The organism is Synechococcus sp. RS9916 (assembly GCF_000153825.1).
Lineage (GTDB): Bacteria > Cyanobacteriota > Cyanobacteriia > PCC-6307 > Cyanobiaceae > Synechococcus_C.
In genome coordinates this window covers 832,869-847,690 of record NZ_DS022299.1, presented here as the reverse complement: position 1 = coordinate 847,690, position 14,822 = coordinate 832,869, and the positions used below count along the sequence as shown (strand labels likewise).

The following is a 14,822-nucleotide window of genomic DNA, read 5'->3' as shown; positions in this document are numbered from 1 at the left end:
GCAGTTCAGAGTCCCTGATCAAGCTCCGACGCTACGAAGGTTCGACGTTCACCGTGACCCCAGAACGCCTCGAGGTCGTAGTAGCTGCGTTCGCTGGGCTGAAGGATGTGCACGATGACCTCGCCGTAATCCAGCAGGGCCCAGCATCCTTCGTTAACACCCTCCTTGCGCAGAGGAAGACGGCCTGTGACCTCCTCGAGTCGATCTTCGACGGAACGGGCGATGGCACGCACCTGAACGTCGGTGTGACCGCCGGCAATCACCATCCAATCCGCCAGGCTCGAGACTTCGTCGACGCGAATCAGCTCAATGCCGGTGGCTTTGCGGTCGTCGCAGGCGTCTGCGGCGAGTTCCGCCAGCTTCTGACTGTCGAGATCTTGAAACTGGGCCTCAGCCATAAACGTTCTCGCTGGTGACGGACTCTCGTGATCCCTGCTGTTGGGCCATTTCAGCCCTGGCTTTGTTGGCGCTCTTGCGCAGCGCTTCCAAACGATCTTCGTAGAAGCTCCGTTTCTTCTTCTTTCGGGTCTGTTCGACCAGCTCCTTCAAGGCACCACCCAGGCTTTTGTAAGCGTTGGGAACGCTGTAGCCGAAGCGACAAGCCAGATCAATGGCCCGCTCGTCAGCGGCGATGGCGTCCTGCAACCGTTTCTCGGAGTTGTTTTTGAGGTACAGCCGATAACCGGCGAAGCCTGACAAACCAAGGGCCATCATCAGCAGCAAGCCGTCTTGAACCCAGAGTTCGCCGATGGCGCCTCCGAGGCCAATGGCCAGGGCTGCCATTTCCCAGCCATCGCGGGGAATGGTGTCGTTCTGGACCCGGCCCACCTCGTGCCAGAAGAGCAGGTTGCGGTGATCAAGCGCGAGGCTGTCCCATTGGTCGAGATCCACCTGAATCTCCACCTCATCTCGGCCAATCTCTTCCAGGGTGATCAGAGGTGGTTCCACCGCAGCTGCAGCCTCCACGAACACCCAGCTCTGCATTTCCGGTGGCAGCAGCCCCTTTAGGCGCTGGAGCTCGCTCATAGTCCTCTGACTTGCTTCCAGATCGCCTAAAGCTAGCGAGTGACGGCCCCGGAGAGAACGGTGAGAGGCCTGCCGCATGGGAGGCTGGTCAGGTTTGGCTGAATCTCGAAGCCCATGCCCCGGCGGTCTGATCTTCGTCGCATCCTTCTGCTGGGTTCAGGTCCGATCGTGATTGGTCAGGCCTGCGAATTTGATTATTCGGGAACGCAGGCCTGCAAAGCGCTTCGTGCCGATGGTTTCGAGGTTGTGTTGGTGAATTCCAACCCGGCTTCGATCATGACGGATCCGGAATTGGCGGATCGCACCTACATCGAGCCCCTCACCCCAGAGGTTGTGACGCGGGTGATCGAACAGGAGCGCCCCGACGCGCTGTTGCCGACGATGGGGGGGCAGACAGCGCTGAACTTGGCTGTGGCGCTTGCGGAAAACGGCACGCTCGAACGGTACGGCGTTGAGCTGATCGGTGCTGATCTGCCGGCGATTCAGAAGGCGGAAGACCGCCAGCTGTTTAAACAGGCGATGGAGCGGATCGGGGTCAAGGTCTGCCCTTCCGGAATCGCCTCCAGCATGGAAGAAGCGGAAGCCGTTGGTGCCGCGATTGGCACCTTCCCTCGCATCATTCGACCTGCCTTCACCCTTGGCGGGAGCGGGGGTGGTATCGCTTACAACCCTGAGGAATACGCGGCGATCTGCAAAAGCGGGCTCGAGGCCAGCCCCGTCTCCCAGATTCTGATCGAACAGTCGTTACTGGGCTGGAAGGAATTTGAACTGGAGGTGATGCGCGATCAGGTCGACAACGTCGTGATCGTCTGCAGCATCGAGAACCTTGACCCGATGGGTGTCCACACCGGTGATTCGATCACCGTGGCCCCTGCTCAGACCCTCACAGACAGGGAATATCAGCGCCTGCGTGATCAATCGATCGCCATCATCCGTGAGATCGGCGTGGCGACGGGCGGCAGCAACATCCAATTCGCCATCAATCCGGACGATGGCGATGTGGTGGTGATCGAAATGAATCCCCGGGTCAGCCGCTCATCGGCCCTGGCCAGTAAAGCCACCGGTTTTCCAATCGCCAAAATCGCCGCAAGGCTTGCCGTTGGCTATACCCTCGACGAAATTCTCAACGACATCACAGGCAAGACTCCGGCCTGCTTCGAGCCCACGATCGATTACGTGGTCACGAAGATTCCTCGCTTCGCCTTTGAAAAGTTCCGGGGATCCCCGGCTGTGCTGACCACCGCCATGAAATCGGTGGGTGAAGCGATGGCCATTGGTCGTTGCTTTGAAGAGTCATTCCAAAAGGCGTTGCGCTCTCTTGAAACCGGTCTGTCCGGATGGGGCTGCGATCGGCCTGACGTTTCAATGCCAGCAGCTGAGTTGGAGCGCAGTCTTCGCACTCCTTCCCCTGACCGGATCCTGGCGGTGCGGGCCGCCATGGTCGAAGGCCGTACCGATGCGGAGATTCATGCCCTCAGTCGCATCGACCCCTGGTTCCTCGCCAAGCTCCGCACCTTGATCAACGCCGAGGCTTCGCTGCTGAAGGGCCGCAGCCTGGAGCAGCTTGATGCCGATGTCTTGCTGCAGCTCAAGCAGCTGGGCTATTCCGACCGTCAGATCGCCTGGGCGACTGGCAGTGATGAGCTGAGCGTGCGGCAGCATCGCCAGCAGCAGGGAATTGCACCGGTGTTCAAAACCGTCGACACCTGTGCTGCGGAGTTTGCTTCCACCACGCCCTATCACTATTCGACCTATGAGCGTCCGGTCCGCAGGCTCACTGGCGCAGGCGCTCTGGAGGCTCTCCCTATGGCGTCCGAAGTGCAGCCGGAAGATCGCCGCAAGGTGATGATTTTGGGAGGTGGGCCCAACCGTATCGGTCAGGGTATCGAGTTCGACTATTGCTGTTGCCATGCCTCGTTCTCGGCTCAGGACGGCGGTTACGCCACCGTGATGGTCAACAGCAATCCAGAAACGGTCTCGACTGACTACGACACCAGCGATCGTCTCTATTTCGAACCCCTCACGCTCGAGGATGTGCTCAATGTGATTGAAGCGGAGCGTCCGGAAGGGGTGATCGTGCAGTTCGGTGGGCAAACCCCGCTGAAGCTTGCCTTGCCCTTGTTGGATTGGCTCAGCAGCGATGCAGGGCGCAGCACCGGAACGCGGATTCTGGGCACCTCTCCGGAATCCATCGACCGGGCTGAAGACCGCGAGCAGTTTGAGGCGATCCTGCGGGAACTCGAGATTCGTCAACCGCGCAACGGCTTAGCCCGTAGCGAGGAAGAAGCGCGATCAGTGGCCGAACGCGTGGGCTATCCGGTCGTGGTGCGTCCCTCCTATGTGCTCGGTGGACGCGCGATGGAAGTGGTGTTCGACGAACAGGAATTGAATCGCTACATGGTTGAAGCGGTTCAAGTGGAACCCGATCATCCGGTGCTGATTGATCAATATCTCGAGAACGCCGTCGAGGTTGATGTTGATGCCCTGTGTGATCGCGAAAACACAGTTCTTGTGGGCGGTTTGATGGAACACATCGAACCTGCCGGTATCCATTCGGGTGATTCGGCCTGTTGTTTGCCTGCCGTGTCTCTGGGCGAGCAAGCTCTCGGGCTGATCCGTCGTTGGACTGAGGCCCTGGCGGTGGCCTTGAAAGTGCAGGGTTTGATCAACCTCCAGTTCGCTGTTCAGCGCGATGCTTCTGGAGAAGAGATCGTCTACATCATCGAAGCGAACCCCCGTGCGTCTCGCACGGTGCCGTTTGTGGCCAAGGCGACCGGAGTTCCCCTGGCGCGCATCGCCACACGTTTGATGACAGGAGAAACCCTGGCGGAGGTTGGCCTCACCGACGAGCCCAAGCCTCCACTTCAAGCGGTGAAAGAGGCGGTGCTTCCGTTCCGCCGCTTCCCTGGTGCTGACTCCGTGCTCGGCCCCGAGATGCGATCGACCGGGGAGGTGATGGGATCTGCCCAAGATTTCGGCATGGCTTACGCCAAAGCCGAGTTGGCTGCGGGCGATGCACTACCCACCTCCGGACGGGTGTTCCTGTCCACCCATGACCGCGACAAGCAGGCCCTCGTGCCGGTTGCGCGCCGTTTAATCGAACTGGGATTTGAACTCACGGCCACGTCCGGCACCGCAGCAGTGCTGACTGAGGCAGGTCTGGAGGTCAGTTCTGTGCTGAAGGTGCATGAAGGACGTCCAAACATCGAGGATTTAATTCGCTCTGGAGGGATCCAGTTGGCGATTAACACCCCGATCGGGCGTCAAGCCGCTCACGACGATCGCTACATCCGGCGCGCTGCCCTCGATTACTCCGTTCCGACGGTCACGACCCTGGCCGGTGCCTGTGCTGCAGTCGAGGCAATCGCGGCGCTTCAGGCCGAAAGTCTCACCATCCACGCGTTGCAGGACGTTCATCGGCATGGCGTTAGCCATTAAGGTCGACAGGAACATCTGTTCGCTTTTGTTGTGACCCAGGCCCTCAGCACCGCAACTGCTCCCGGTACCGATTGTCGTGCCGCATTCCGAGCTGCTTACGAAAACCGCTACACCTGGGATCCCGGCTTCAGTGGTTACCAGGGGCGCTGTGTCTGGATCCAGGGCGACCGTCGCGTCGAAGGCACCTTCACCGTGGGCTCGGATCTGAAGGCTTCAGTCGCCGGTATTGATGACCCCGAGGTGGAGAAAGCCATTGCCTCTCAGCTTTGGGAGGTCGCCATTCATCGCGTGCGTCGCAGTTTTGATCAGGTCCACGGCGAGAACACCTTTACGGCCGGCGAAACCACGGACGAAGGTCTCGAGGTGATCATTGGCGGTAAAGGCGCAGGTGACCGCTACCGCATCAAGAACGATGTGGTCACGATGGTTCACCGTCATATCCACGGCACAGTGGTGACCATTCACACTGGTTCCACCACCGATACCGGAGCCGGCTACCTCAGCAAGACCTACTCCAGTCAGTATTCCGATCCCGCCTCAGGTGAGGCCAAGGGTGGTGCCAGCTCCTTTGAGGATCAATTCTCCCCGCTGGGTGAGGGTGGTCCTTGGGTGTTGTCGTCTCGGCGCGTAAGGACCGAAGCTTCCGCTGGTTCTGAAGCTTCCGAGCAGACGTTTCTGTTTGAAGACTTACAGCCCCTGGGTTAATCCCCTGAGCGCTTTCGGCATACTTTCCGAAGTGTTGGAACTCCGTTGGACAAACTGCTCACTGATGTCAATGACTTCCTGTGGGGACAACCCACTCTTTGGCTGATTGGATTAACGGGTGTTTATCTGATGGTGGGGCTGAAGTTTCAGCCCCTACTCAGAATTGGTTTTGGTTTTCGTCAAGCGTTCGCCTCGATCCGCGACAGTCGGGGTGAAGGTGATGTGAGTGCTTTCAAGAGCCTCACGACTGCCTTGGCGGCCACCATCGGCACCGGCAATGTTGCCGGTGTGGCCGGGGCAATTGCCGTCGGTGGTCCTGGATCGATTTTTTGGATGTGGTTGATTGCCCTCGTGGGCATGGCGACCAAATACGCGGAGTCGTTGTTAGCCGTTCATTACCGCGAAGTGGATGAGCTGGGTGAGCACGTTGGCGGCCCCATGTATTTCATTCGCAATGGTCTTGGCTCCAACTGGGCATGGTTGGGTGGCGTTTTTGCGTTTTTTGGAGCGTTAGCCGGCTTCGGTATCGGTAATGGTGTGCAAGCGAATGCCATGGCCGAAGCGCTTCAGAGCTCCTTTGGTGTTCCTCCCCTCGTCACAGGCGTGGTCGTTGCAGTGATCACGTTTGCGGTGTTGATCGGTGGTATTGAGAGGATCGGCCGCGTCACCCAGGTGGTGGTGCCTGTGATGGCTCTGGTCTATGTGATTGGGGCGTTGGTGATCTTGATCGCTCATATCGATCAGGTTCCAGGCGCATTTGGGTTGATTTTTTCCAATGCGTTCACCGGTCAGGCTGCTGCTGGCGGCACTCTCGGAGCGGTTATTCAGCGCGGTATAGCCCGGGGTGTGTTTTCGAATGAATCAGGTTTGGGCACTGCACCCATTGCTCAAGCTGCGGCTAAGCCGGGTGACCCTGTGCTGCAGGGTTCTGTTGCCATGATTGGTACCTTCATCGATACGATCATCATATGTTCGATGACCGCCCTGGTGATTCTCATCAGTGGCTTGTATTCTCAGCCGGAGTATGTGGCTGGTGCAAAAACAGTTTCTTTGACTGTTGATGCTTTTGGAGCTGGGATCCCTGGTTTCAACTGGGTGGTTGTGTTCGGTACCGTTTTCTTCACGCTGACGACCATTCTTGGATGGGGCTACTACAGCGAACGTTGCCTTGAGTACCTCGCCGGCGTGAAAGCGATTCGACCCTTCCGGCTTGTTTGGGTTGCTGTGGTGGTGTTCGGTGCTGTTGCCTCAGGCGGAATCGTTTGGACTATTGCAGAGATTCTCAATGCCCTAATGGTGCTCCCTAACTTGATTGGCGTGCTGATGCTCTCTCCCGTGGTCTTCCAGTTGACCCGTTCCTACGATTTCTCAGCAGCGCGTCAGAGCGTGCAGGAACCTTGAGATGGCCCGATAACGCATGTAATTCGCCTCAATTTTGTTCAACTTGATCACAAGTGACCAACGTTCAGAGCACTGCCCCATCAAAAAGCCCCCTGCATTGCAGGGGGCTTTTGCTTGCTCAGGGGGTTAGATCTCAGGCGGCATCACCCAGAGGTGTGACATCCTTAAGCCGTTCGTTCAGCTGCATCGCCATCGACTGACGACCAACAGCCAGCACCTTGAGGGTGTCTTCGTGCATGCGCAGCTGGGCATCAGCCACTTGCATGCCCCGCACTAACTCCTTGAGCTCCTCAGGCAATGCATTGAGGTCATAGCGCTTGCCCTCAAAGGTGAGCACAGGGTTCTGTTCCTGGGAAGGCACGGAGCTGGTCATGATTCCTTGTCTGACTGGGAGATCTTACCGGCGTTATCTCCATCGTCAGCGTTGGGCTGGTCGGTTGAGGAGTCGGGTTGAACAACCAGTAGTCGTTTGAAGAAGAACATCAACAACCCGCCCACCTGACTGGTCTCCACCAGTTCCCAACCTTCGTTGCCCAGCAGATTGAGAAAATGCTGCAGTTGTGCGGCAGGGTGCTTCTGCTGCGCTGATTGTTTCTGATACATCTGCGGAAATTCACGCTTAATGAATTCCGGACTGAGAGACCCTTGCAGCTTTTTGCTGGCTGCCTCCGGTGTCGATGGTTGAGGTGGCGAATCGTTGTTGATGTTGATGTGCACCACCCTGTATTCCCAGCGCTGTTGAGGCGTGGTTGATGGCGTTTTCGCCGCAACGGGGTTGAGCTCGTTTGGAGTCTCCATTAGACGTTCGTTGGAGCATTCATGCGGATCAGTTGTCGCTCACACAGTTCGCGGTAGCGCCCATTGCTGGTCATCAGTTGATCGTGGCTGCCCTGTTCGCTGATCCTGCCCTTATCGAGCACCACAATCAGATCGGCTTCCTGCACAGTCGCAAGACGATGGGCAATCACCAATACCGTGCGTCCTTGCATGGCTTGTCTTAGGCCGACCTGGACTGCAGCCTCGGCCTCAGCATCGAGGGCGCTGGTCGCTTCATCGAGAAGAAGCACCGCAGGATTTCCCAACACAGCGCGGGCGATGGCGATGCGTTGGAGCTGACCGCCGGACACGTTGGTGCCGCGTTCCTCCAGCTGGGTGTCATACCCCTTTGGCAGCCCCATGATGAAGTCATGGGCATTGGCCAGACGGGCGGCCTCCATCAGCTGGCTTTGACTGGCGGGTCGTCCAAAGCGGATGGCCTCGGCGATGCTGCCTGAAAAAACAGTGGTGCGTTGGGGAACGAGCGCCATTTGTTGGCGTAGTTCCCTGGCCTTCACCTGAGACAGATTGTTTCCATCGAGAAGAATTTCGCCGGATTGGGCGGTGTTGAAGCGCAGTAGCAAGGAGAACAAGGTGCTTTTGCCTGCACCGGATGGACCCACCAGAGCCACCACTTGTCCTGCAGCGATGGAGAGATCGATGTTGTGGAGAACAGGCTTGCCGTTGTCGTAGGCGAAATTGACTTGTTGCAGCTGAAGGTGTCCTTGGGGACGGCCAATGGGGATCGATGGCGATGGATCAGAGGCTTCTTGGGGCTCCCTCTCGATCTGCCGCAATCTGCGCAGGGACGCTTGTCCCTGTTGAAACTCGTTGAAATTGTTGGTGACGTGGGCAATGGGGTCGATCAGCACCACCAGGCCTGTGAGGTAGCTGCTGAGGCCAGCGATGCTGAGGTCATTGCTTTGGATCCGCCATGCGGCAAGTCCAAGCACTGAAAAAAGGCCGACCACCTCAATCATCCCGACCACGGGATGCTGCAGGGCGACGAGGCTGTAAGTGCGGTGGCGCGCCTTGCGGTGTTGATCGATTTCGTCTTCAAATCGACCTTGCAGCCAGGGTTCAGCGGCAAAGGCACGCACCAGAGGCAATCCTTCGATTGCTTCTCCAAGTAGGCCTGCCAATTCGCTCACCTTTGTCTGGCTGCGTTCGGTGGCGGCCATCACCTTGGCTCCGAACAGGCTGATCAGCCAGATGATCAGCGGTGCCAACAGCAAGATCGACGCTGTCAGCTTCCAATCGAGCCAAAGCATGTAGCCGAGGACGGCGATCAGCTGAAGAACACTGGGAAGGGTGTCATGAACGGACTTGTAGAGAACTTCGCTGACACGATCCGCGTCTTCCGTCAGTCGGTAGGTGAGGTCACCGGCCGACAGTTTTTCCAGGGCTCCCAGTTCCACGGTTTGGAGACGGCTGAACAAATCGCTTCGCAGCGTTTTGCTCACTTGCAGCGCTGGTCCAGCCAGGAGGGAATCCTGCCCAAATTGGGCCAGTTTCTGCACAGCAAAAATCAAGACGCCTTGGCCGATCAGGGCAAGGACGCGGCTGAGGTCTTTCGATCCCAGGGCGGGAAACAGATCACCCGCAAGATTGAGCAGCAGTAGGAAGCTGCCCACATAAACCAGCATGCAGACAAGCCCCAGGCTCAACTGGCGCAGATGGGGACGCAGCAGCGGCAGCAGTCTGCGGAAGCCTGCTTCGGACTGTTTCAGCATGGCGTCACACTATCAATGGTCTTTCTCACGCTTTGTCGCCCATGCGGCTTGATCAATTCCTGAAGTGGCAAGGCTGGGTGGCCACTGGAGGTGAAGCCAAGATGCGGATCCAAGCAGGTGAAGTGGAGGTCAACGGTTCAGTGGAAACCCGCCGTGGCCGCCAGTTGCAACTGGCCGATCGTGTGACGTTGGGCAGCGATCAGGCCGAGGTCACAGAGCTTTAACGCCAAACCACACGCGCCAGAACGTAAGTTGGCTGCTGCTGACTGTGCGAGGTCTCAAGCGTGCGCAAACCGGTGATCGCTGGCAACTGGAAGATGCACATGACCTGTGCCCAGGCCAGGGAATGGATGGCCGCGTTTCTGCCTCTGATCAGCGCCACCCCAAACGACCGTCATCTGGTGGTGGCTCCACCGTTCACAGCCATCTCCACCATGGCTGAGCTCGCCAAAGGCTCCAGCGTCGAGCTCTCAAGCCAGAACGTTCACTGGGAGGGGCACGGTGCCTACACCGCCGAAATCGCCCCCTCCATGCTGCTTGAACATGGGGTTGGCTACGCCATTGTTGGTCACAGCGAGCCCCGTAAATACTTCAGCGAGAGCGACGAGCAAATCAATCACCGGGCCCGTTCAGCGCAGACCAACGGCTTGATTCCGATTGTTTGTGTGGGCGAAAGCGATGAGCAGCGCACCCGCGGAGAGGCAGAACGGGTGATCCGGCGTCAGGTTGAGCAGGGGCTGGAAGGACTTGATCCCGCCAAGCTGATCGTGGCTTATGAGCCCATCTGGGCGATCGGGACGGGTAAAACCTGCGAGAGCAGTGAAGCGAATCGCATTTGTGGTCTGATCCGCAGCTGGGTGGGTTCGCCTGACCTGATCATTCAGTACGGCGGGTCGGTCAAACCCGGCAACATTGATGAGCTGATGTCGATGAGCGACATCGATGGTGTGCTAGTCGGTGGTGCGTCTCTCGAGGCTGAGAGCTTTGCTCGTATTGCCAACTATCAGGCCGGCTGAAGGTTGTGACTGTTCCGCCGTTGAGTGCCTGGCCACAAGGATGGGGTAAGACAACGGCGGTGATGGGGGTGATCAATCTCACTCCCGATTCCTTCAGCGATGGTGGGTTGTTCAACACGCCTGAGCGGGCACTGCGCCAGGCTTCAAAGCAGCTCAAGGCAGGAGCCACTGTGCTCGATCTCGGTGCTCAGAGCACCCGCCCTGGAGCGGAGGAAGTAGGGGCGGCCGAAGAGATCCGTCGCTTAATCCCTGCCTTGCAACAGATTCGTGCTGCCCATCCTCAGGCAGTGCTCTCAGTTGACACTTTTTTGGCTCCAGTGGCGGAGGCCGCTTTGGAGGCTGGAGCCAATTGGATCAACGATGTGAGCGGAGGTCGCCGTGATCCCGCAATGCTTCCTTTGATCGCGGAAGCTGGTTGCCCTTTCGTGTTGATGCACAGCCGTGGCAACAGCAAGACCATGGATGGCCTGACGGACTACGGGACGGATGTGGTGAAGTCGGTGTTGCAGGCCTTGGAAGAGGCCAGTGATTGTGCGGAACTTGCTGGTGTCCAGCGCGATCAACTGATCTGGGATCCAGGGCTTGGGTTCGCCAAAACCACCGAGCAGAATTTGCAGCTGCTGCAGGAGTTGGAGCGGTTGCTGCAACCAGGAGTCCCCCTGCTGTTGGGCCCTTCTCGCAAGCGATTTATCGGAGCGGTGCTGGATGAACCCCGTGCGAAGGCGCGCTTGTGGGGAACAGCGGCGGTTTGTACGCGGGCTGTGGGTGCAGGCGTGGCTGTGCTGCGTGTGCACGATGTGGCTCCGATTGTTCAGATCACCCAGATGGCCTCGGCGCTCTGGCCCATTGGCTAGAACCGTTCAATCGTTTTTTGGTCTGCTGTGACCACTTCTCAGGCGGAATTGACCGTGCTTTACGACGGGGGCTGCCCGCTCTGCCTTCGCGAAGTCTCCTTTCTGCGTCGTCGAGATCAAGACAAACGTCTCGCGTTTGTCGATGTCGATGCCGCCGACTACGAGCCTGAGGCTTGGGCCGGCATCAGTTATCGCCAGGCGATGGCTCGCATTCATGCCATCCGCCGAGATGGAACTGTGTTGATCAACGTGGCCGTGTTTCGAGAGGCGTATCGGCTGATCGGTCTTGGTTGGCTGTACCTCCCCACCACATGGCCTGTCGTGCGGCCCCTGGTGAATCGTCTTTACGTCCTTTGGGCTGCCAAGCGTTTGCAATGGACTGGCCGCGCTGATCTCGACACCCTCTGCAGCGATCGGTGCCAGCTCGGCTCCGAATAAAAAAGCCTGCTCCAAGGGGAGCAGGCCTCAAGCGAGACAAGCATTGGAACCCTGGTCAACGTATCCGTTGCCAGGGTTGAACTCAGGCGACGCCTTCGATCTTGTCTTCCACCTCTTGATAGAGCTCCTGCAGCTGTTGGATGTTTTCGTCGGAGGTTTCCCAGTACCCACGACCGTTGACTTCCAGCAGAGTGCCAACGATGCGGCGGAAGCTGTGGGGATTAAGTTCCAGGAGACGCTTGCGCATCTCTGGGTCGTTGATGAACGTCTCGTTGGCTTCTTCGTAGACGAAGTTGTCAACGGCGCCACTGGTGGCACTCCAGCCCAAGGTGAAGTTGAGTCGCTTGGCAACCTCGCGCACACCTTCATATCCAGAATCCAGCATGCCCTCGTACCACTTGGGATTGAGCAGCTTGGTGCGGGAGTCGAGGCGGATCGTCTCACTCAACGAACGAACCTGAGCATTGGCAGTGGTGGTGTCAGCGATGTAGCTCGTCGGAGCTTTGCCGTCATCTCTGAGGCCTTTGATCAGGTTGGTGGGATCACTATCGAAGTAGTGACTCACATCGGTCAGGGAGATTTCCGCTGAGTCGAGGTTCTGGAAGGTGACATCGGCGGTCTTCATCGCCGACTCGAACACTTCGCGCTTCTGATTCATTTCGCCGGGGTTGTCGGCATTGAAGGCGAAGGTCTTGCGGGAGAGATACATCTCCTGCAGCTCACCTTCCTCTTCCCAGGTGCTGTTCTCTACCGCAAGGTTCACGTTCGAGCTGTAGCTCCCACTGGCGTTGGAGAACACACGGCAGGCAGCATCGCGAAGGCTGGTGCCGTCCTTCTCGGCCTGCTCAAGGGAGTGCTTGCGTACGAAGTTCTGTTCGAGCGGTTCCTCAGCTTCGGCGGCCATTTTCACGCCTTGGTCGATCAGGGCCATCTGATTGATGAACAGATCACGGAACACACCGGAGCAGTTCACAACCACGTCGATGCGGGGGCGACCCAGTTCCGCAAGGGGAATCAGTTCGAGCTTGTTGACTCGGCCCAGGGAATCGGGCACAGGGCGCACTCCTATAAACCACAGAATCTGCGCCAGTGATTCGCCGTAGGTCTTGATGTTGTCGGTGCCCCACAGAACGCAGGCAATGGTTTCAGGCCAAGTGCCTTGCTCTTCCTTCTGGCGCTCAATCAATTTGTCGACCACACCCTTGGCGGCGGCCACAGCTGCCCGTGTCGGGATGGCCTGAGGATCAAGGGCGTGAATGTTTTTCCCACTGGGCAACACGCCAGGGTTACGGATGGGATCACCACCGGGGCCAGGAAGCACATACTCACCATCCAAAGCCCGAAGCAGGCTTTCCATCTCCATGTCGGCGCAGACCTGCTCGAGGCAGAACCGCAGATAGGCAAAGAGTTTGTCCAGCTCAACGGAGTCGATGCTGGTGAAACCAGCGTTGCAACAAGCGCGCAACCAGGGTGTGGGCAGCTTGAAGCCGAACTTGGTGAGCAGATCCATCAGCCAACCGAAATTCCCGCGAAGGTTGACCCGGCCATCCAGGCCAGTGAGGGAACGCACCATCGAGCCGATCGCGGCACGGCTGGTTTCGGTAATCGTGCGATTCAGTTCGACATCGGCGAGGACGCCTTCGTCGTTGCCTTTGTAGATGTCTTCGATCGTGCGGCCCATGGCTTCAGCCAGCAGACCGGGGAGGGAGCGCAGACCATCTTCTTCACGCTCAAGCGCGGCAATATTCACCAACGTGGCAATCGCTTCCTCGGCAGTGGGAGGTTTGCCAATGGTGTGCAGGCCACAAGGGAGGAGCCGGCTTTCGATCTCCATCAGTTGGCGATAAACCGCACCCACCAGGGCATCACGTCCTTCCAGATCAAGGCTGGAGGAATCGTCATCAGGCAGGTCGACGTCTTTATCGAGGTTGCACTGACGGGCTGTCTCAACAATCGTGTTGACGATCTGAACGCCACGGCCGCCCTCGCGTAGTTGTTGGTACGAACCAACAAGCTCCCCGAGCTCTTTGAGGCCCTTGTAGAGGCCAGCATTTTCAGCAGGAGGCGTGAGATAGCTGATGGTTGAGGCATATCCGCGGCGCTTGGCGATGGTGGCCTCAGAGGGGTTGTTGGCTGCGTAGTAATAGAGGTTGGGAAGCGCACCGATCAGTGAATCGGGGTAGCAGGTTTCGCTCATGCCCATCTGCTTACCAGGCATGAACTCAAGAGAGCCGTGGGTTCCGAAGTGGAGCACCGCGTCAGCTTTCCAGATCTTCTCGAGATAGGTGTAGTAAGCAGCGAATCCGTGGTGAGGGCTGGCGCTGCGGGAATAGAGCAGACGCATGGGATCACCTTCGTAGCCAAAGGTGGGCTGTACGCCGACGAACACGTTGCCGAAGTGGCGGCCATAAACCAGCAGATTCTGCCCGTCGCTGTTGAGGTTGCCGGGGGGCTTGCCCCAGTTCTCTTCGAGCCGCTCGGAGTAAGGGGTCAGGCGCTCGTACTCTTCGACACTCATCCGGTGAGCAATTGAGAGCTCGGGTGCTCCCTGCATGGCTTCGGGATCGTTGATCACCGCTTCCATCAAGGTTTTGGGGTCACGCGGCAGGTTCTGCACGTCGTACCCCTTGGCCTTCATCTCTTCCAAAACACGGTGGATGGAGCCAAAAACATCGAGGTAGGCAGCGGTACCGACATTGCCTTTGTCGGGGGGGAAGCTGAACACCGTTATGGCGAGCTTTTTGTCTTTCCGGGGTTTAATGCGCAGCGACGACCAGCGGATTGCACGCTCAGCAATGGCATCCACCCGGTCCTGCAGGGTGTGGGCTTTGCCGGTGGCATCGTCGCGACCAGACAGCACGATGGGTTCGATGGCGCCATCCAGCTCAGGAATGGCGATCTGCAGAGCCACCTGAACAGGGTGCAAGCCCAGATCACTGTCCTCCCATTCCTGGGTGGTTTGGAACACCAGGGGCAGGGCAACCATGTAAGGGCGATTCAGCCGCTTGAGTGCATCGATGGCTTTGGGGTGAACACCACTCCAGCGCAGATGCGCATGGTGCTCACCCGCCTGGGCGAGCGCTCTCGCATGGTGGTGACAGGCGACATCACCCAGGTGGATCTACCGGCCGGTCAACTGAGCGGATTGGTGGAGGCTGCCCAGGTGCTGGAGGGTGTGGAAGGTGTAGCGGTCTGCAAGCTCACCTCGGCCGATGTGGTGCGCCACCCCCTCGTGCAACGGGTGGTGGAGGCCTACGCCAAGCGCGATAAAGCCAATGGCGGGCCACCATCGACAGCCCCGCGATCCCGCCGGACCTGAGCCGGTCCTGACAGGCCCAGGCCCTCGATGGGGAGATCCGCACCTGTGGGGTGACCACAACCTTGCCAAAGCTGCC

12 protein-coding genes and 2 pseudogenes are annotated in these 14,822 nt (G+C 58.5%); 8 read left to right on the top strand and 6 right to left on the bottom strand.

The features are described 5' to 3' along the window. Positions 1–5: 5 nt before the first annotated feature. Both rsfS and RS9916_RS04590 read right to left on the bottom strand, forming a co-directional pair. Positions 6–398: a ribosome silencing factor gene (gene rsfS / locus RS9916_RS04595; RefSeq protein ID WP_007098093.1), complete on the bottom strand. Its 393-nt coding sequence runs from the start codon at positions 396–398 to the stop codon at positions 6–8. Continuing rightward, on the bottom strand, positions 391–1,026 hold the full coding sequence (locus tag RS9916_RS04590; protein WP_007098092.1) for a DUF3318 domain-containing protein: 636 nt from the start codon (positions 1,024–1,026) through the stop codon (positions 391–393). The genes rsfS and RS9916_RS04590 overlap by 8 nt, the downstream gene beginning before the upstream one ends. Positions 1,027–1,140: 114 nt before the next feature. On the opposite strand from RS9916_RS04590, the gene carB reads away from it, so the two are divergent. From carB to RS9916_RS04575, 3 genes are read left to right on the top strand one after another with little or no spacing between them, the layout of a single operon-like run. After that, positions 1,141–4,464, top strand: a complete 3,324-nt coding sequence (gene carB / locus RS9916_RS04585) for a carbamoyl-phosphate synthase large subunit (RefSeq protein WP_007098091.1) — start codon at positions 1,141–1,143, stop codon at positions 4,462–4,464. A gap of 30 nt (positions 4,465–4,494) precedes the next feature. Beyond that, the gene (locus RS9916_RS04580) at positions 4,495–5,169 is read left to right on the top strand and encodes a DUF3386 domain-containing protein (RefSeq protein WP_007098090.1); all 675 of its coding nucleotides are present in this window, start codon (positions 4,495–4,497) and stop codon (positions 5,167–5,169) included. Between the two features lie 45 nt (positions 5,170–5,214). Continuing rightward, the gene (locus tag RS9916_RS04575; RefSeq protein WP_007098089.1) at positions 5,215–6,570 is read left to right on the top strand and encodes a sodium:alanine symporter family protein; all 1,356 of its coding nucleotides are present in this window, start codon (positions 5,215–5,217) and stop codon (positions 6,568–6,570) included. Positions 6,571–6,703: 133 nt separating this feature from the next. Here RS9916_RS04575 and RS9916_RS04570 read toward each other — a convergent pair whose 3' ends face one another. The 3 genes from RS9916_RS04570 to RS9916_RS04560 are packed head-to-tail and all read right to left on the bottom strand — an operon-like array spanning position 6,704 to position 9,119. Next, positions 6,704–6,943: a DUF6447 family protein gene (locus RS9916_RS04570; RefSeq protein WP_007098088.1), complete on the bottom strand. Its 240-nt coding sequence runs from the start codon at positions 6,941–6,943 to the stop codon at positions 6,704–6,706. After that, on the bottom strand, positions 6,940–7,368 hold the full coding sequence (locus RS9916_RS15095; RefSeq protein ID WP_007098087.1) for a hypothetical protein: 429 nt from the start codon (positions 7,366–7,368) through the stop codon (positions 6,940–6,942). The genes RS9916_RS04570 and RS9916_RS15095 overlap by 4 nt, the downstream gene beginning before the upstream one ends. Continuing rightward, a complete protein-coding gene (locus RS9916_RS04560; RefSeq protein WP_007098086.1) occupies positions 7,368–9,119 on the bottom strand; it encodes an ABC transporter ATP-binding protein in 1,752 nt (583 codons plus the stop codon). The genes RS9916_RS15095 and RS9916_RS04560 overlap by 1 nt, the downstream gene beginning before the upstream one ends. 41 nt (positions 9,120–9,160) lie before the next feature. On the opposite strand from RS9916_RS04560, the gene RS9916_RS04555 reads away from it, so the two are divergent. From RS9916_RS04555 to RS9916_RS04540, 4 genes are all read left to right on the top strand, one after another. Continuing rightward, entirely contained in the window at positions 9,161–9,343 is a 183-nt protein-coding gene (locus tag RS9916_RS04555; RefSeq protein WP_007098085.1) for an RNA-binding S4 domain-containing protein, read from the top strand. Positions 9,344–9,403: 60 nt separating this feature from the next. Then, complete coding sequence (gene tpiA, locus RS9916_RS04550) at positions 9,404–10,135, top strand: triose-phosphate isomerase (RefSeq protein WP_007098084.1); 732 nt, start codon at positions 9,404–9,406, stop codon at positions 10,133–10,135. A gap of 62 nt (positions 10,136–10,197) precedes the next feature. Continuing rightward, positions 10,198–10,989, top strand: a complete 792-nt coding sequence (gene folP / locus RS9916_RS04545) for a dihydropteroate synthase (RefSeq protein WP_007098083.1) — start codon at positions 10,198–10,200, stop codon at positions 10,987–10,989. A 27-nt stretch (positions 10,990–11,016) separates the two neighbouring features. Next, entirely contained in the window at positions 11,017–11,427 is a 411-nt protein-coding gene (locus tag RS9916_RS04540) for a thiol-disulfide oxidoreductase DCC family protein (protein ID WP_007098082.1), read from the top strand. Between the two features lie 82 nt (positions 11,428–11,509). Here RS9916_RS04540 and RS9916_RS04535 read toward each other — a convergent pair. Next, positions 11,510–14,458: pseudogene (locus tag RS9916_RS04535) on the bottom strand (magnesium chelatase subunit H); the annotation flags it as partial. Between RS9916_RS04535 and RS9916_RS04530 the strand changes: the two are divergent. Beyond that, a pseudogene (locus RS9916_RS04530) lies at positions 14,459–14,746 on the top strand (PhoH family protein); the annotation flags it as partial. It lies immediately after the preceding pseudogene. Between the last annotated feature and the right edge of the window lie 76 nt (positions 14,747–14,822).